Genomic DNA, 15,756 nt, shown 5'->3' with positions numbered 1-15,756 from the left:
TATGACAGTTTGATAGCAATTAGCTTGAAATGTCCTCAGAATTGATGAAAACGCTTCCGGAAACAAGACTTTCGCGGTACACGCATGCCAATGTCTATGCATGATCCTGTCCGGGACCCGGTTCAGGATCATGCTCATACCGCCCATCGACCAGAACCGGAGCATATTATGTCCGATCACATTATTCCTCACTTTCAGAACGACGCCGGCCATGCGGCCATCGAAATCGGCGTGAAGGAATTCATGTGCGTCGGTGCAAACCCACCTTTCGATCATCCGCACGTGTTTCTCGACATGGGTGATGAAAGTGAAGTCGTTTGCCCGTATTGCTCGACCCTCTATCGCTACAACGCCAAGCTCCATGCCGACGAAACCGTTCCGGCTGGCTGCGTTTACGAAGCACCCGCCGACAAAGCTGCCTGATCTGGGCAGCCTCACGGGGCTGAATGCCGGATGATCTCATCGACATGAGCAAAGGGCGCATATTGATTGCCGGGGCCGGAGTTGCCGGTCTGTCGGCAGCATTGGAGCTGGCAGCGCGCGGCTGGAATGTTCGCCTTGTCGAAAAGGCCGAGACCCTTTCGGAAGTTGGTGCTGGCCTGCAACTTGCACCCAATGCGATGCGTCATCTGGAACGGCTCGGCGTTGCCGACCGTCTTTCTGCACAAGCCGTAACGCCGGAAGCGCTCTACCTCATGGATGGGCGCAAAGCGCGTCCGCTGATGGAAATGAAGCTTGGCGACAAGGCTTCTCAGCGCTGGCACCATCCCTATGTCGTTTGCCATCGCGCCGATCTGCAATCCGCTTTGCTCGATGCCTGCCGTGAAGAGCCCGGCATCGACATCAGCCTCGGCGCTGAAATCACAAATCATCGCGTCGAAAACGGCGCTGTTGCAGCCACTATCCGCCGTGGCAATTCCGAAGAATCTGTCGACGCTGCATATCTGATCGCCTGCGATGGCGTCTGGTCGGCGGAGCGCTCGAAGGCAGGTTTCAGCAAGGCAAGGTTCAGCGGCCATATTGCCTGGCGCACTACGCTCGCGGCGGATGCCCTCCCCGCATCGTTTTTATCCGCCATGAAAACGAGTAACGCCGTTTCAGCATGGCTCGGCAGGCAAGCGCATTTCATCGCCTATCCGGTCAAGGGCGGCAGTTTCTTCAATTTCGTCGCCATCACGACGGGCGAAAACCCCGGCGAAGTCTGGTCCAGAACCGGCGATCCGGCGCGCTTGCGCTCCATCTACGCGGAGTGGGGCGCGCCCGTTCGCGATGTGCTGGCGGCTGCCGATGAGTGGACCTATTGGCCGCTTTTCGAAATGGCAGATGCTCAATTCGTCGGGCCTGACCGGACGATTTTTCTCGGCGACGCTTCGCATGCGGTCACACCTTTTGCTGCGCAAGGTGCCGCCATGGCGATCGAGGATGCAGCGGCCCTTGCCGAGACGCTGGACAGTGGCGAACATGAAGCAGGACTGAAGCGCTTCGATACCGTCCGCAAGGAGCGGATCGCTGCGGTTGCCAAGCGCGGCCAGTTGAACAGGTTCGCCTATCACGCCACCGGCATTTTCGCGCTTGGCCGCAACACGCTCTTCGCCATGCGCAGTCCGGATAGTTTCCTGAAGGATCTGAACTGGCTCTATGGCTATGATGCCATTGCGGCCGTGCGGAATTAAGCTGCGTCGCGCGCAGCTTCGAGCGTCGCAACGTCGAGCTTGACCATCTTCATCACGGCATCGGCCACGCGCTGGCGCTGTTCGGCTGTGCCGTTCTGCAGGACATCCAGCAACATCTGCGGCACGACCTGCCACGAGAAGCCATACTTGTCCGTCAGCCAGCCGCATTCCATCGGCGCGCCGCCCTCCATCAGTTTCTCCCAGAACATATCCAGTTCCACCTGATCCTTGCATTGGACGAAAAGCGAAACTGCCGGGGAAAACTTGAAGGTCGGCCCGCCGTTGAGGCCGGATATCGCCTGCCCGTCGAGCGTGAAGTTCGCCACAACCACATCCGTGCCTTCGGGCTGGTGTGCATGCTCAAATCGAATGAAGCCATCGACAGAAGCCGATCTTCCGCAAGCGCGGAAGATCGAGACATAGTGGTTCGCCGCTTCTTCGGCCTGCTTGTCGAACCAGAGACAGATTGTCAGACCTGACATTGTTTCCTCCTCAGCCCATAACCTTCTTGGCTTCTTCCATATCCATCCACATTATCTCCCAGATATGGCCGTCAAGATCTTCAAAGCTGCGTCCATACATGAATCCATAGTCCTGTTTCGGACCCGGATCCGCCTTACCGCCAGCGTTTACCGCTTTCTCAACGGTGGTATCGACTTCAGCCTTGTTTTCCGCGGACAAACAGACCAGCACTTCGCTGACCGTGTTGGCATCTGCGATCTTTTTCGGCGTAAACTGGCTGAACTTTTCGTGGTCAAGGATCATCACGTGGATCGTATCCGAAAAGACCATGCCGGAAGCCGTTTCGTCCGAGAACATTGGATTCTTGGTAGCCCCGATGGCTTCGTAGAAGCTGGTCGACTGCGCAACATTCTTCACTGGCAGGTTCACGAATATCATTTTCGGCATAAGATTTCCTCCGTTGGAAGGCCAAGTGGCCTGATTTTATTTTACGATTATCTATCGCCTGCCCGGCTCCCCCGGCGATAAGATCGAGCCATGAGTCTGAGGCCCGACATGCAATCGATGCTTGAGCCTTCCGGGCGTAAAACAATTCACGCAATTGGCATCGGAAGAACTCAAAGTTCGCTTGTACATAATGGCATATAAGTTATAATTAGCAACCATGAAGTTAGAAAAAATAACCAAACCGGAAAAACCAGCCGCCAAACGCAGTTATGACGATGCTTGCGCTGCTGCCCATGCCCTTGATTTGATTGGGGAACGCTGGTCGCTCCTGGTTATGCGCGAATTGATGTTCGGTCCCAAACGCTTCAGCGATCTGCGGGCTGATCTGCCGGGTGTGAGTGCAAATGTCCTCACCCAGAGGCTTGAAGGGCTGGAAGAAGCAGGCATTCTTCGCAAGACAAAACTTCCACCTCCCGCATCGGTGCAGGTCTACGAACTGACTGAATGGGGCTATGAGAGCGAACCCATCCTTCAGACGTTGGGTCGTTGGGCCGCGCGTTCACCAAAGCATGATCCCAACCTGCCTATTTCGACCGCTTCATTCCTGCTGTCGCTCAGAACCATGATGGATCATGACAGGGCTCTCGGTATGCGCGCCGTGATCGGTCTCCGTCTGGACGGAGAAGATTTTACCGCACAGCTGAACGATGAAGGGATTCGGATAGAGCGCGGCACAGCGCAGAAATACGATCTCCATTTCGAAAGTTCACCGCGTATGCTGGCTGCCGCCATCTATGGCGGACAGCCCCTTTCAGTGCTGGAAAGCGCCAATATTCTCAAGGTGATAGGCGACCGCACCCTTGCAGAAAAATTCGTGACGTTGTTCCCGCTTCCCGACAAGGCGACCGCACCCGAATAAAATATGCAACTTTTTAGTTGCATATTTCGTCAAGCACCCTATATTGGCAACCATTAAGTTGCCAATTACGGAGGATGCATATCATGACCATTGCAAGCAATACTGACCGCATCGCGAAAACCGTCGATATTCATGCAGGGATCGACCGCGTATGGCGCGCCCTCACCGATCATGAAGAGTTTGGGAGCTGGTTTCAGGTCAAGATCGACGGGCCGTTCATCGTCGGCACCCGTTCGACCGGCCACATCACCTATCCCGGTTTCGAGCACGAGCCTTGGGAATCACTCATCAAGGAAATGAAGGCACCAAGCTACTTTGCCTTCACCTGGCATCCCTATGCGGTGGACCGCAGTATCGACTATTCCAAGGAGCCGCCGACGCTGGTGGAATTCAAACTGGAACCGATCGAGACCGGAACGCGGCTGACGGTGGTCGAAAGTGGTTTCGATGCGTTGCCTGCCGAACGCCGGCCGCTGGCGTTGCGGATGAACGAGGGCGGCTGGGAGGAACAGGTCGGCAACATCAAAAGACACGTCGAAAATGTATGATAAGCCAGAGATGACCGGTATGGACATGTCCATGGTTTTTGCAGCGCTCGCCGATCCGACCCGGCTGGCGCTCATCGAAACCCTGAGTGATGGCGAAAGCCGTTCGATTGTGGTGCTGTCGCAAAACGGCAGCATCACCCGGCAGGCCGTCACCAAGCATCTGTCCGTGCTGGAACAGGCAAATCTGGTCGAACGGGAAAAGGTCGGACGGGAGAGCAGGTTTCGCCTGCATCCTGCGCCATTGATTGACGCCCGCGCCTATCTCGCAACCGTTTCCAACCAGTGGGACGACGCACTCCAGCGCCTGCGCCGGTTTGTCGAAGATTAGAGCATTTCCAGCAAAAGTGCGCAGCGGTTTTGCGTGAGGCAAATGCGACGAAACAAATACTTAGAACACCGACCTGATTCAGTCAGATCGGTGTTCTAACGCTGGTTGAAAAGTAACGAGGATGTGCCCTTCACGAAGCCAAGCTTCTCGTAGAAGGGCACAAGCTGTTCCGGGCAGTAGAGTTCAAAACTTTTCACACGCTTCAACTTTTCATGGTTGAGAACGCGTTCAACAAGGGCTTGTCCGAGCCCTCGTCCACGATGCTTCTCCGACACGATCACATCGAAGACCATCGCCTTGAAGGTGAAGTCCGTGAGAACGCGGGCGAAACCTGCGATCCTGCTTTCTGCGTCGAGGCAGAACAGAAGCAAATCACAATGGGCCAGCATGTTAGTGACGTCATCAAGCGTCCGCTCGCTCGTCCACCATTCTTTACTATAAAACTCATGAAATTCGCTGTATTGCTCAGGCGCGAGTTTCTCCACCCATTGAAAATCAGTCACTGCTTCCCTCTCCCGTGTCACGGAATAATCAGTCGCAAAGGCGTTTCAGAATGGCAATCCAGTTTGAGCAAACCTGTCCGATCTTTCGCATTTTCGACATAGAGAAAGCCCGTGAATTTTATCTCGGCTTTCTCGGCTTCAATCTGGATTGGGAGCATCGATTTGCCGAGGGAATGCCGCTTTATATGCAGGTTTCCCGCGGTGCGCTTGTCCTGCATCTCAGCGAGCATCACGGCGACGGAAGTCCGGGCGCCAATATTTTCGTGCGCATGCAAGGTGTTGAGGAACTGCACAAAGAAGTCAACGCACGCGGTTACCGCTTCATGCGACCAGGAATTGAGAATGAGCCGTGGGGCCGCGTAATGGCGGTCATCGACCCCTTCGGCAATCGCATCCAGTTCTGCGAAGGCCCGCACGACGAATAAACAAAAACACCCGCCGGCGAACCGGCGGGTGTTTCGATTTCAGGTCACTAATCTGATTAGTGCAGAATCTGGCTCAGGAACAGCTTGGTGCGTTCGTGCTGCGGATTGTCGAAGAACTGGTCCGGCGAGTTCTGCTCGACGATCTGGCCCTGATCCATGAAGATCACGCGGTTGGCAACCTGACGGGCAAAGCCCATTTCGTGCGTCACGCAGATCATGGTCATGCCTTCGGCAGCGAGGCTCACCATCGTGTCCAGAACTTCCTTCACCATTTCCGGATCGAGAGCCGATGTCGGTTCGTCGAACAGCATGACTTTCGGGTTCATGCACAGTGCACGAGCAATCGCCACACGCTGCTGCTGACCACCGGAAAGCTGGCCCGGATATTTGTTGGCCTGTTCCGGAATCTTCACGCGGGCCAGATAGTGCATGGCGATTTCTTCCGCCTGCTTCTTCGGCATCTTGCGCACCCAGATCGGCGCGAGCGTGCAGTTTTCCAGAATGGTCAGATGCGGGAAGAGATTGAAGTGCTGGAACACCATGCCGACTTCGCGGCGCACTTCATCGATCTTCTTGAGATCGTTGGTCAGCTCGATATTGTCGACGACGATCTTGCCCTTCTGGTGTTCTTCCAGACGGTTGATACAGCGGATCATGGTCGATTTGCCCGAGCCCGACGGTCCGGCAACAACGATGCGCTCCCCGCGCATGACCTTCAGATTGATGTCGCGCAGGACGTGAAACTCACCATACCACTTATGCATATTGGTGATTTCGATGGCGACATCGGTTGTGGAAACCTGCATCTTCGAACGGTCAACATCCATTCCCAGCTCGGATTGCGGGAGGGCGTTTTGTGCACTCATTTCCATAATTCCCTTTATTCTTATCGTTTATGACCCGTGTCGAGCCGTCGTTCCATGAATATAGAGTATCGCGACATTGCGAAACAGAAAATCCAGAAAACGAAGCCCGCAAAGATGAGACCGGTGGCAGGCGTCTGTGGAGAAGCCCAATTGGCATCGGAAAAGTTCTGACGGACGATGCCCAACAGATCGAACATGCCGATGATGTAGACTAGGCTCGTATCCTTGAACAGACCGATGAAGGTGTTGACTATACCCGGAATGACAAGCTTCAGCGCCTGCGGCAGAACGATCAGTCCCGTTTTCTGCCAGTAGCTGAGACCCAGCGCATCCGCACCTTCATACTGCCCACGCGGGATAGCCTGAAGACCACCGCGCACCACTTCCGCCATATAGGCCGAAGCGAACAGCGCCACGCCGATGAGCGCTCGCAGGAGCTTGTCGAAAGTCACGCCCGGCGGCAGGAACAAAGGCAGCATGACGCTGGCCATGAACAGCACCGTCACCAGCGGAACGCCGCGCACCATTTCGATGAAGATGATCGAGAAGGTCTTGATGACCGGCAGCTTTGAACGGCGTCCGAGCGCCAGCACGATACCAAGCGGCAGCGACACGGCGATACCGACAAAGGACAGCACAAGCGTGACGAGAAGCCCACCCCAGAGCGGCGTTTCCACATAAGGAAGGCCGAACCAGCCGCCGACCAGCAGGAAGAAGGCGACAATCGGGAACACGAAGAAGAACAGGATCGCATTGAGAGCCTTCTTCGGGGCCTTCGGAATCAGCAGCGGCACCAGCAGGACGACGAAGATCAGCGCCGTCAAATTGACGCGCCAGCGTTCCGAAATCGGATAACGGCCATAGATGAACTGCTCGTATTTCGCGTTCACGAATGCCCAGCAGGCGCCCGACCAGCCTTCCGGTTGCGTGCCGCCCTGCGCGACAGTCAGGCAGGCCGTGCGATCCGCACCCGTCCAAACGGCCTTGAAGAACAGCCACTCGATGATTGGCGGGAGGAACCACGCCACGGCCAGCAGGCCGAGAATGGTCAGCGCCGCATCGACAGGCGTTGCGAACAGATTGACGCGCAACCAGTGCGAAATGCCCTGCACGGAGCGTGGCGGCGCTTCGCCATCCACCATCTGCGAGCGGACATATTGGAGATCTGCGTTTTCCATTGTCACCTCTCCACCAGCGCCATCTTGGCATTGAACCAGTTCATCAGGCCGGACACAATCAGGCTGATGCCCAGGTAGATCACCATCCAGATCGCCACGACTTCGACCGATTGACCGGTCTGGTTGAGGATCGTGCCACCTACGGCGACAAGATCGGGATAGCCGATGGCAATGGCGAGGGACGAGTTCTTGATAAGATTGAGATACTGGCTCGAGAGCGGTGGAATGATGATGCGCAGCGCCTGCGGCACGATGATGAGACGCATCGTCTGGCCGGGACGGAGCCCGACTGCATAAGCCGCTTCGGTCTGCCCCTTGTTGACGCCCAGAACGCCGGCGCGAACCGTTTCAGCGATAAAGGACGCCGTATAGAAGGAAAGCGCCAGAAACAGAGCCAGAAACTCCGGCTTGATCTGTGCGCCGCCGGTCAGATTGAACGTTCCGAGCTTCGGCAAGTCGAACGAAACCGGAAATCCGGTCGCGATCAGCGCCAGTATCGGCAGGCCGATAATCAGGGCGGCGGACACGCGTATCGTGTGAAAGGACTGGCCGGTTGCCATCTGGCGGCGTTTTGCCCAACGTGCAACGATGACCGAAGCGACGATGCCGATGAGAAGCGCCACCGGCAGAAGCCACGCCCCCTCACCCCATATAGGAGATGGCATGAAGAAGCCGCGATTGTTCAGGTACGTGCCCAGCGGGAGCGCGAAGCTGTCGCGGGCCTGCGGCAGGACCGACAGAACGCCGAAATACCAGAAGAAGATGACGAGCAGCGGCGGAATATTGCGGAATATCTCCACATAGACCGTGCAGATCTTGCGGATCAGCCAGTTGCGCGAAAGACGGCCGATACCAACCAGAAACCCGATGATCGATGCCGTAATGACACCCAGCGCGGCAACGTAAAGCGTATTCACGAGGCCAACCAGAAAGGCCCGGCCATAGTTCGAATCGCTGTTGTACTGAATAAGCGTCTGGCTGATATCAAACCCGGCACGCCCATTGAGGAAGGCGAAGCCGGATGCAATGTTTGCGCGCTGCAGATTGGTGACCGTGTTGCCGACAATCCAGTAGATCGCGCCAATGACCGCACCAAAGACAATGACCTGATAGAAGATGCCGCGAATCCGCGGATCGTACAGGAGCGAAGTTCCGCCGCTGTCCTGGCGACGTTCAGTTGCAGAATAGGAAGCCATATGTTTCCTGTGCCTCTCGGCTGGCTGCATCGACCTCAAACAGGAAAGGCTGACCGCATCTGCGGAGCAATTCCTGAAATCGAGACATCGAATGCCGAACCGTTCGGTCTTGCCATCCCCAATTCAGGCTCATCTCGAGCTTGCGGGCCTGCAAGACGCGGTTGAATTCCAAAATGCAGCTTGTCAGCGTTCAGATGCCCTCACGATGCGAGGCCAGTAGCAAATGGACAAACTGCAGAGCCGACAAATCCGGCGGGCGCTGCTGCACCCGCCGATGATCAGTCTGGAAAGAAGGGCCCGTTAGCGCACAGGGACGCCGTATTGCAGGCCGCCCTTGTTCCACTGGGCGTTGATGCCACGTGCAATCTTGAGCGGGCTGCTGGCGCCGATATTGCGCTCGAAGATTTCACCGTAATTGCCGACGCCCTTGACGATCTTCACCACCCAGTCATTGTCGAGACCGAGATCGGTACCGATCTTCGTGTCTGCTTCCACACCGAGAAGACGCTTGATGTCCGGATTGTCGGACTTCTTCATCTCTTCGACATTGGCCTGCGTAATGCCGTATTCCTCGGCGTTGAGCAGCGCATTATGGGTCCAGCGAACGACATCCGCCCACTTGGAATCGCCCTGACGAACGGTCAGACCGAATGGCTCCTTGGAGATGATTTCCGGCAAGATGACGTGATCATCCGGATTGGCAAGCGCCAGACGAACCCCGTAGAGGCTGGACTGATCGGTCGTATAGGCGTCGCAACGACCGGAATCGTAAGCGGCGTTGGCTTCTTCGATCTTCTCGAAGACAACCGGGTTATATTCCATCTTGTTGGCGCGGAAATAGTCGGCCATGTTCAGCTCGGTCGTCGTACCGGCCTGAACGCAGATGGAAGCGCCGGAAAGCTGCAATGCGGAATTGATGCCCGACAGCTTCTTTGAATTGATCATGAAGCCCTGGCCGTCAAAGTAGTTGATGCCAGCAAAATCAAGGCCAAGCGCAGTGTCGCGGCTGATCGTCCAGGTCGTGTTACGGATCAGGACGTCCACTTCACCCGACTGCAGGGCCGTGAAACGCTCCTTGGCGTTCAGCGGCGTGAACTTCACCTTGGTTGGATCGCCGAAAATCGCAGAAGCCACAGCGCGGCAATAGTCTACGTCAAAGCCGGACCACTCGCCCTTGTCGTTGGGCGAAGCAAAGCCGAGAAGACCCGTATTAACGCCGCACTGCAGAAAACCTTTCGCCTTCACATCGGAAAGCGTATCCGCGGATGCTCCCGAAGCTACGCTAAACAGCGCCGCCGCACCCAATACACCCGTCATAAGAGTTTTTTTCATCTGGCCTGCAACCTTTTGTTCCCTGGAGAGCGCTGAACCCTTGGCTCAAGCGTCTCTTGTTGCTTTATTTTTGCATAAACCCGTCGGAAAAGCCGTGTGACCTCCCAAGCCCATGCCCATACAGCAGGCTGCCCCTCGCCCGAGACCGCTTTCCGGTCTTCGATTCTTGTTTTTGAGCGCAGTGACAAACCTGCCGCCTTCACGGGTCTTATCGAAGGCGAAAAATTGCCTTTGGTCAAGGCAATAACGCAGCCCGGCGAGCTGGCCTCCAAAAAAGATGAGGGGGAAATATTTGAAAATTTACACGATTTCCCGATTTCTGGGTAGAAACCCTCTCCAGAGAAGATCATGTCGCAACCAGTTGGAATACGGCATTATAACTCAATTAATACAATTGGTTAAATTTGACTACCACCCTAGATGGGCAATGCCGAGAGCAACTCCTGATAGAAATCAGACGCGCGGCATCGCGCTTTCACCATCCAAAGAAAAAATAATATTTCGCGTCGCCATATAGCGGGCAACCCACCATGTCGCCACGAATCCGATCGTCAGACCGGCTACGATGTCGGTCGGATAGTGCGCGCCCGCGGCAAGCCTGCTGATCCCGAAGAGAAAACATGCCGGGGCTGTAAGGACGCGCCAGCGCGGCAGGAATATCCAAAGCGAGACCATCATGATGCCAGCCATCATAGAGTGACCTGACGGGAAGCTTTCATAAAGAAACTGGCCTTTGAACGGTGAGAAATAGGCTGCGCCCACGTCATCGAGCAGGAACGGGCGCGCCCGACCGATGGCGAGTTTACCGATTTCAGTCGGGATGCTCCCCACAACAATCGACGTCAGCACCAGCGTTGCCCAGCTATGGAGTTTCACGAACCATGGTCTGGCACTATCACGCAGTTTTGGCGAAAGCAGTATCGCTGTGACGAGCCAGACGACAATGCCGATTGCCAGCCAGACGATAGTGCGAATCGCATCCGTAACCGCACGCAGGAATTCCATGATAAAGTTGGTGCTCTGCGCCGTGACGCGAACGATGTCAGCATCCCACAGATGCAGCACGAGGATAATGAACGGCAGAAGCACCACAATTGCGGTCATTTCAAGCGTCCATGAGGATGGCGCCCCCTTGTAAGCCGGGCGCAAAAGAGCTCGAAGAAGTTCCAGCGCCGCGCGAAAGGGATATAGAAAAATGCTTCCCGTGCCTGACGCCATCATAATAGAAATACCCTTTCAAAAGCTTCTTACGCAATAAATTGCACGCGAGGTTGCATCCGGAACGCGCGCATCCTATCCAAGTATTCAAAGTTTCCGCCGCAAACGGAATCGCAGATCTTTTTGCCGCAGCCGACCTTGATGCGACCCGGCAAAATCCTCTTGTTCGAGAATCGGTGGGCGAGAATCAGTGGGATAGCATGCAACATGGTCTGGAGGCATTTTCGTGACTAAGCAGCAGGGCAAGACAGAGAAGCTGGGTATAAACACACGGCTGGCTCACGATGGTTATCAGCCGCGCGATTATCATGGCTTCGTCAATCCGCCCGTTGTCCGCGCCTCAACCGTGCTTTTCCCGGATGCAGAGACGATGGCAACCGGTGGCCAGAAATACACTTATGGCACGCGTGGCACGCCGACCAGCGATGCGCTTTGCGCTGCCATTGATGCGCTGGAAGGTTCGGCAGGTACGGTCTGCGTCCCGTCCGGTCTTGCCGCTGTTACCGTTCCGCTTCTCGCCTTCCTGTCGCCCGGCGATCACGTGCTGTTTGTCGATTCGATCTACAATCCGACCCGGCATTTTGCCGATACGATCCTGAAGCGCATGGGCGTGGAAGTCGAATATTACGATCCGGAGATCGGTTCCGGCATTGCAAAGCTGATGCGCCCGAACACCAAGGTCGTGTTCACGGAATCACCGGCGTCGAACACGTTTGAAATGCAGGATATTCCGGCCATCGCTGAAGAAGCGCACAAGGGCGGCGCCATCGTCATGATGGACAATACCTGGGCTACCCCGCTTTACTTCAAGGCGCTCGATTTCGGCGTGGACATTACCATCCATGCCTCGACCAAATATCCGTCCGGCCACTCCGATATTCTGTTTGGCACGATTTCGGCCAATGAAAAATGCTGGCCGCAGCTTCTGGAAACGCACGGAACGCTTGGACTGTGCACATCGGCTGACGATACCTACCAGATCCTGCGCGGCATGCGCACGATGGGCGTGCGGCTGGAACATCACCGCAAGAGCGCACTGGACGTCGCCCGTTGGCTTGAAAGCCACCCGGCCGTCGACCGGGTTCTGCATCCGGCACTGGAAAGCCATCCGGGTCATGAAATCTGGAAGCGGGACTTCTCCGGTTCTGCCGGTATTTTCTCCATCGTGCTCGCCAGCGGCGGGCAGAAGGAAGCCCATGCTTTCCTCGATGCGCTTGAGATTTTCGGCCTCGGTTATTCCTGGGGCGGCTATGAAAGCCTCGCAGTTCATGTCCGCCTCGATGACCGCACCGTGGCCAAGGGCGACTATCCGGGCCCGGTGATCCGCCTGCAGATTGGTCTGGAAGACGTGCCGGACCTCATTGCAGACCTCGAAAAGGGGTTTGCGGCGATCTAAGCCGGTTTTGCAGCGGCCATCTTGCGGGACCGCGCGCGGATCGTTTTCTTTGCCGCCTTCAAGGGCTTCGGTTCGATTTCAGAGAGGCCTTCCACGACGGCCTCTATCATGGTGCAGGCGACCAAATCCGCCTGCATTTCTTCCCGCAACGCCTCCCGGTCAACGGATCGTGCTTCGCTCGGATCGTGCCACAGCACCACGCCAATGCGCAGAGAGGGCCGCAGACGTCGCAGACGACGTACGGCAAAGCGGGCGTGACGCGCCGCCTGCTGATCCAGAAAGCAGATTATCAGCGTATCCCTGCCGGAAAGATCCAGCGCCCTGAGATTGGCGGGCTTGAGCGCATCATGCACGACGGCTTCTGCCGACGCGCCCTGCACGGCAAGCACCTGCGCCAGCATGATCGCAGCCGTGTCGTCGAGCCCCTTCCGTCCCCCGAATGTCAGCAGCGACCGGCCTTCGCCGGAGGGAAGTTCCAGATCGGATGCGCTGCCATCGCCATCGGGATTCTCAATCGCGATCTCTTCGTCGTCACCCTCCTCCTCGCTCGCAATCTGCTCCAGATTGGCCACCAGCGTCTTCGTGCTTTCGTCAACGATCTGCAATTGCGGCTCGGTCAGAACACCGCGCAGACGGTCCCGCTCCGCCATCAGGAGCGCCGGGATCGCGACCGAACCGTAAAACTCGACCAGATATTTCCGTTCCAGCATTTCCTCGGCATTATCCGTGGCCTCATCCGGGTCTCCGGCCAGGAGGCGTTGATAGAGACGTTCCTTCGGATCGAGTACAGGCTCGTTGCCGAACAGGATTTCCAGAAACTCGAATTGCGGCACATGACGCCCCAGCACCACGAGACAGACCGTCAGAGGCGTCGACAAGACCAGCCCGACCGGGCCCCAGAGCCAAGTCCAGAAAATGGCCGAAACGATGATTGCAAGCGGCGAAAGGCCGGTGCGCGAGCCATAGAGCCAAGGCTCGATCACATTGTTTATAAGAAGCTCAATGATGACGAAGAGCCCGATTGTCCAAAGGAGCAGGCTCCAGCCGGGTGCAACTGCAAAGGCAAGGAACAGCGGCAGGATCGCTGCGATAACCGGGCCGATATAGGGAACGAACCGCAAAACGATTGCCAGCATTCCCCATAGAGCTGCATTCGGAATACCCAAAATCCAAAGCCCGAAAGCGAGTGGCACTCCATAGGTAATATTCACCACAAGCTGCGTCAGCAGATATTGTCCAACCCGCTTTCCCGCATCCTGCAACGCTTCGGTCGTGCGATGAAGATCGCCATAGCCGACCAGCCTTATGAAGCGATCCCGCAGCTCCTCCCGTTCGAGCAGCATGAAAATCACCACAACCACGACGAGACCTGTCGTCGCCAGCGGACCGACGAGCGGTTCGATTATGCTCCGGAGCGTTTCAACCGGATGGCGCGGCGCGAATATCTGGACGAGCAGCGGCTTTTCCTCCGGCTGATCCGAAGGCAGCGCCTGTGTTTTCTGTTCCGGCCTGTTGATTTCCGTGCCTATGCGCTCGGCAAAGCGGTTGAGCCTGTCAAAGAAACTGTTGTCTGAGCTCGCTTCCTTGAGTGTCCTGATCTTCTCGATGATGTTGTACTGATAGATTGAGATATTCTGCCCGACCTCAGAAACCTGAAAGGCAACGACCGCGCTGAAGACTGCGACGATCAGAAAGCCGCCGGCCACACTTGTAATCACCGCGAACAGGCGTGGAAGCCCGGCCCTGCGCAGAAAGGCGACAATCGGCGCAAGCGCAAATGTCAGCAGCACCGCTATGGCAAGAGGCAGAAAAACGTCTTTTGCAAAATAGAGAATGGCAACGGCGACAGCCATTGCCGCCAGGGTCGGCAGACGTGGCGGCGCCGACGTGATCGGACGCACCGCAGAATCCGGATTGTCGATAATCTCCATAAACCCCTCTTTAGCCGTGTTGTGACCTTCGGCTTGTTAGCCGCAATAACTGAATAGGAGGGCGTTCGGTTCCATATTCCGTCGGAACAGAGAACAAATTAAATTAGCAACAACTAACGAACATATTTCTCGAAATATCATGATAACTGTTGAGGTAAATATTAATACAATTAAAATATCGAAACTATCTAAAATACAGCAAGTACTGGAATTTTTGGGGACGTGCTTTGTCGTTAATGCCAATGAATAGCTTCATAAACCACCATTTATACAAACATATTCTAATTCTACTTTTGGTGGTATTTCCATCAGCATCGTATGCGCAGCAGGCACCCAAGCCCGTGCAGGTCGGTGTTTATGTCAGTGAGCCATTCGTCAACAAACAGGGCAATGCGTTCTCCGGCATGGCTATCGATATCTGGCAGGACATTGCCACACGCATGAACCTTGCTTCGCAATATGTGGAGTATCCGAATTACACCGAACTGGTGAAAGCGGTTTCAGAAGGCAAAGTCGAAGCCGCCGTTACCAATCTGACAATCACGGAACAGCGTGCCGAGATCGTGGATTTCACCCATCCATGGTTCGATGCTGGCTTGCGCATCATGGTGCATACCCAGGCAGGAAGTGGCTGGGACGATCTCATCAGCCGCCTTGATGATGCGGGACATCTGGCGACTTATGCCTGGATCCTCGGCATTCTCGTTGCGGCCACGGTATTGCTGACGATCTTCGACAGGCGTTTTGATGAAGGCTTTCCGAAACGCTGGCGCGAGGGACTGGCAGAAAGTTTCTATCACGTGGTTTCCATTGCGACGTCTGGCAAAACTTCACGCAAAAACCTGTTCGGTTGGGTGGGACGCATCTGGCAGACATTCTGGATGGTGTTTGGCATAGCGATCATCGCCTACATGACTTCATCGATTACTAGCGTCATGACCGTCGCTCATATCGACAACAATATTTCCAGCCTTTCTGATCTGCAGGGGAAATCCGTTGGCGTTCGTGCAGGCGGTGTCGCAGAACGGTTTCTGAAGTCGCGCTCTATCGCGACTGTTCCTTTCGATCACATGCCCGAAGCGGTAAACGCACTGGTCAGCGATGAAATTGCGGCAATCGTCGGCGACGGGCCGGTTCTGGAATATTACGCCCACCAGCACGCCGACCAACCTGTCGATCTTGTCGGGAATGTATTCAGCCCGGACAAATATGGCTTTGCCTTCCCGCGCCATAGCGAACTCGTCAAGCCCGCCAGCGTAGCAATCATCAGTGCTCACGAGAGTGAAGAGGTCGCCAAGCTGAAAGCCAAATATTTTGGCCCCGAGAACTGATAT

18 protein-coding genes are annotated in these 15,756 nt (G+C 55.8%); 9 read left to right on the top strand and 9 right to left on the bottom strand.

From position 1 onward, the window contains the following. The first annotated feature begins 168 nt into the window (after window positions 1-168). Window positions 169-423, top strand: coding sequence for a zinc-finger domain-containing protein (locus ABDF71_RS05955; RefSeq protein ID WP_010661074.1), 255 nt, complete (start codon window positions 169-171; stop codon window positions 421-423). Window positions 424-467: 44 nt separating this feature from the next. Continuing rightward, entirely contained in the window at window positions 468-1,673 is a 1,206-nt protein-coding gene (locus ABDF71_RS05950; RefSeq protein ID WP_500061657.1) for an FAD-binding protein, read from the top strand. Here the strand turns inward: ABDF71_RS05950 and ABDF71_RS05945 are convergent. Together ABDF71_RS05945 and ABDF71_RS05940 are read right to left on the bottom strand one after the other, a co-directional pair. Beyond that, entirely contained in the window at window positions 1,670-2,155 is a 486-nt protein-coding gene (locus tag ABDF71_RS05945) for a VOC family protein (RefSeq protein WP_010661072.1), read from the bottom strand. The genes ABDF71_RS05950 and ABDF71_RS05945 overlap by 4 nt on opposite strands. 10 nt (window positions 2,156-2,165) lie before the next feature. After that, window positions 2,166-2,582, bottom strand: coding sequence for a VOC family protein (locus ABDF71_RS05940; RefSeq protein WP_010661071.1), 417 nt, complete (start codon window positions 2,580-2,582; stop codon window positions 2,166-2,168). Window positions 2,583-2,799: 217 nt separating this feature from the next. On the opposite strand from ABDF71_RS05940, the gene ABDF71_RS05935 reads away from it, so the two are divergent. The 3 genes from ABDF71_RS05935 to ABDF71_RS05925 all read left to right on the top strand — a co-directional run bounded on the left by ABDF71_RS05935 (window position 2,800) and on the right by ABDF71_RS05925 (window position 4,377). Continuing rightward, complete coding sequence (locus ABDF71_RS05935; protein WP_010661070.1) at window positions 2,800-3,501, top strand: winged helix-turn-helix transcriptional regulator; 702 nt, start codon at window positions 2,800-2,802, stop codon at window positions 3,499-3,501. An 83-nt stretch (window positions 3,502-3,584) separates the two neighbouring features. Further along, window positions 3,585-4,049, top strand: coding sequence for an SRPBCC family protein (locus ABDF71_RS05930; protein ID WP_010661069.1), 465 nt, complete (start codon window positions 3,585-3,587; stop codon window positions 4,047-4,049). 10 nt (window positions 4,050-4,059) lie between these two features. Beyond that, window positions 4,060-4,377, top strand: coding sequence for an ArsR/SmtB family transcription factor (locus tag ABDF71_RS05925; protein ID WP_029376230.1), 318 nt, complete (start codon window positions 4,060-4,062; stop codon window positions 4,375-4,377). 95 nt (window positions 4,378-4,472) lie between these two features. Here ABDF71_RS05925 and ABDF71_RS05920 read toward each other — a convergent pair whose 3' ends face one another. Further along, window positions 4,473-4,880 carry a GNAT family N-acetyltransferase gene (locus tag ABDF71_RS05920; RefSeq protein WP_029925142.1) on the bottom strand — a complete coding sequence of 136 codons (408 nt, stop codon included), beginning with the start codon at window positions 4,878-4,880 and terminating at the stop codon, window positions 4,473-4,475. Window positions 4,881-4,930: 50 nt separating this feature from the next. Here ABDF71_RS05920 and ABDF71_RS05915 point away from each other — a divergent pair, with 50 nt between their 5' ends. Next, a complete protein-coding gene (locus ABDF71_RS05915; protein ID WP_029925143.1) occupies window positions 4,931-5,305 on the top strand; it encodes a glyoxalase superfamily protein in 375 nt (124 codons plus the stop codon). A 56-nt stretch (window positions 5,306-5,361) separates the two neighbouring features. On the opposite strand, the gene ABDF71_RS05910 is transcribed toward ABDF71_RS05915, so the two are convergent. The 4 genes from ABDF71_RS05910 to ABDF71_RS05895 form a co-directional block, all read right to left on the bottom strand. After that, window positions 5,362-6,171: an amino acid ABC transporter ATP-binding protein gene (locus ABDF71_RS05910; protein WP_012092357.1), complete on the bottom strand. Its 810-nt coding sequence runs from the start codon at window positions 6,169-6,171 to the stop codon at window positions 5,362-5,364. A 20-nt stretch (window positions 6,172-6,191) separates the two neighbouring features. After that, entirely contained in the window at window positions 6,192-7,349 is a 1,158-nt protein-coding gene (locus tag ABDF71_RS05905; protein WP_012092358.1) for an amino acid ABC transporter permease, read from the bottom strand. A gap of 2 nt (window positions 7,350-7,351) precedes the next feature. Further along, window positions 7,352-8,545: an amino acid ABC transporter permease gene (locus ABDF71_RS05900; protein ID WP_094514920.1), complete on the bottom strand. Its 1,194-nt coding sequence runs from the start codon at window positions 8,543-8,545 to the stop codon at window positions 7,352-7,354. 300 nt (window positions 8,546-8,845) lie between these two features. Continuing rightward, entirely contained in the window at window positions 8,846-9,877 is a 1,032-nt protein-coding gene (locus ABDF71_RS05895) for an amino acid ABC transporter substrate-binding protein (RefSeq protein WP_010661062.1), read from the bottom strand. A 96-nt stretch (window positions 9,878-9,973) separates the two neighbouring features. On the opposite strand from ABDF71_RS05895, the gene ABDF71_RS05890 reads away from it, so the two are divergent. Beyond that, window positions 9,974-10,204, top strand: a complete 231-nt coding sequence (locus ABDF71_RS05890; RefSeq protein ID WP_010661061.1) for a hypothetical protein — start codon at window positions 9,974-9,976, stop codon at window positions 10,202-10,204. Window positions 10,205-10,330: 126 nt separating this feature from the next. On the opposite strand, the gene lpxE is transcribed toward ABDF71_RS05890, so the two are convergent. After that, window positions 10,331-11,098, bottom strand: a complete 768-nt coding sequence (lpxE, locus tag ABDF71_RS05885) for a lipid A 1-phosphatase LpxE (RefSeq protein WP_029925152.1) — start codon at window positions 11,096-11,098, stop codon at window positions 10,331-10,333. A 223-nt stretch (window positions 11,099-11,321) separates the two neighbouring features. Here lpxE and ABDF71_RS05880 point away from each other — a divergent pair, with 223 nt between their 5' ends. After that, window positions 11,322-12,491 carry a cystathionine beta-lyase gene (locus ABDF71_RS05880; RefSeq protein ID WP_094514919.1) on the top strand — a complete coding sequence of 390 codons (1,170 nt, stop codon included), beginning with the start codon at window positions 11,322-11,324 and terminating at the stop codon, window positions 12,489-12,491. On the opposite strand, the gene ABDF71_RS05875 is transcribed toward ABDF71_RS05880, so the two are convergent. Further along, window positions 12,488-14,422, bottom strand: coding sequence for an AI-2E family transporter (locus ABDF71_RS05875; protein ID WP_500061306.1), 1,935 nt, complete (start codon window positions 14,420-14,422; stop codon window positions 12,488-12,490). The genes ABDF71_RS05880 and ABDF71_RS05875 overlap by 4 nt on opposite strands. Window positions 14,423-14,649: 227 nt before the next feature. On the opposite strand from ABDF71_RS05875, the gene ABDF71_RS05870 reads away from it, so the two are divergent. Then, window positions 14,650-15,753, top strand: coding sequence for a transporter substrate-binding domain-containing protein (locus tag ABDF71_RS05870; protein WP_029925157.1), 1,104 nt, complete (start codon window positions 14,650-14,652; stop codon window positions 15,751-15,753). Window positions 15,754-15,756: the final 3 nt, after the last annotated feature.

It is taken from the genome of Ochrobactrum sp. WV_118_8 (genome assembly GCF_039631535.1).
Lineage (GTDB): Bacteria > Pseudomonadota > Alphaproteobacteria > Rhizobiales > Rhizobiaceae > Brucella > Brucella anthropi.
Note: the sequence above shows the minus strand (reverse complement) of the source record. Positions and strands in the feature narration are given on the sequence as shown.

Coding starts and splice junctions, on each gene's coding strand:
- ABDF71_RS05955 (WP_010661074.1), top strand. CDS start 169: ATGTCCGATCACATTATTCCTCACTTTCAGAACGACGCCGGCCATGCG.
- ABDF71_RS05950 (WP_500061657.1), top strand. CDS start 468: ATGAGCAAAGGGCGCATATTGATTGCCGGGGCCGGAGTTGCCGGTCTG.
- ABDF71_RS05945 (WP_010661072.1), bottom strand. CDS start 2,155: ATGTCAGGTCTGACAATCTGTCTCTGGTTCGACAAGCAGGCCGAAGAA.
- ABDF71_RS05940 (WP_010661071.1), bottom strand. CDS start 2,582: ATGCCGAAAATGATATTCGTGAACCTGCCAGTGAAGAATGTTGCGCAG.
- ABDF71_RS05935 (WP_010661070.1), top strand. CDS start 2,800: ATGAAGTTAGAAAAAATAACCAAACCGGAAAAACCAGCCGCCAAACGC.
- ABDF71_RS05930 (WP_010661069.1), top strand. CDS start 3,585: ATGACCATTGCAAGCAATACTGACCGCATCGCGAAAACCGTCGATATT.
- ABDF71_RS05925 (WP_029376230.1), top strand. CDS start 4,060: ATGACCGGTATGGACATGTCCATGGTTTTTGCAGCGCTCGCCGATCCG.
- ABDF71_RS05915 (WP_029925143.1), top strand. CDS start 4,931: ATGGCAATCCAGTTTGAGCAAACCTGTCCGATCTTTCGCATTTTCGAC.
- ABDF71_RS05910 (WP_012092357.1), bottom strand. CDS start 6,171: ATGAGTGCACAAAACGCCCTCCCGCAATCCGAGCTGGGAATGGATGTT.
- ABDF71_RS05905 (WP_012092358.1), bottom strand. CDS start 7,349: ATGGAAAACGCAGATCTCCAATATGTCCGCTCGCAGATGGTGGATGGC.
- ABDF71_RS05900 (WP_094514920.1), bottom strand. CDS start 8,545: ATGGCTTCCTATTCTGCAACTGAACGTCGCCAGGACAGCGGCGGAACT.
- ABDF71_RS05895 (WP_010661062.1), bottom strand. CDS start 9,877: ATGAAAAAAACTCTTATGACGGGTGTATTGGGTGCGGCGGCGCTGTTT.
- lpxE (WP_029925152.1), bottom strand. CDS start 11,098: ATGATGGCGTCAGGCACGGGAAGCATTTTTCTATATCCCTTTCGCGCG.
- ABDF71_RS05875 (WP_500061306.1), bottom strand. CDS start 14,422: ATGGAGATTATCGACAATCCGGATTCTGCGGTGCGTCCGATCACGTCG.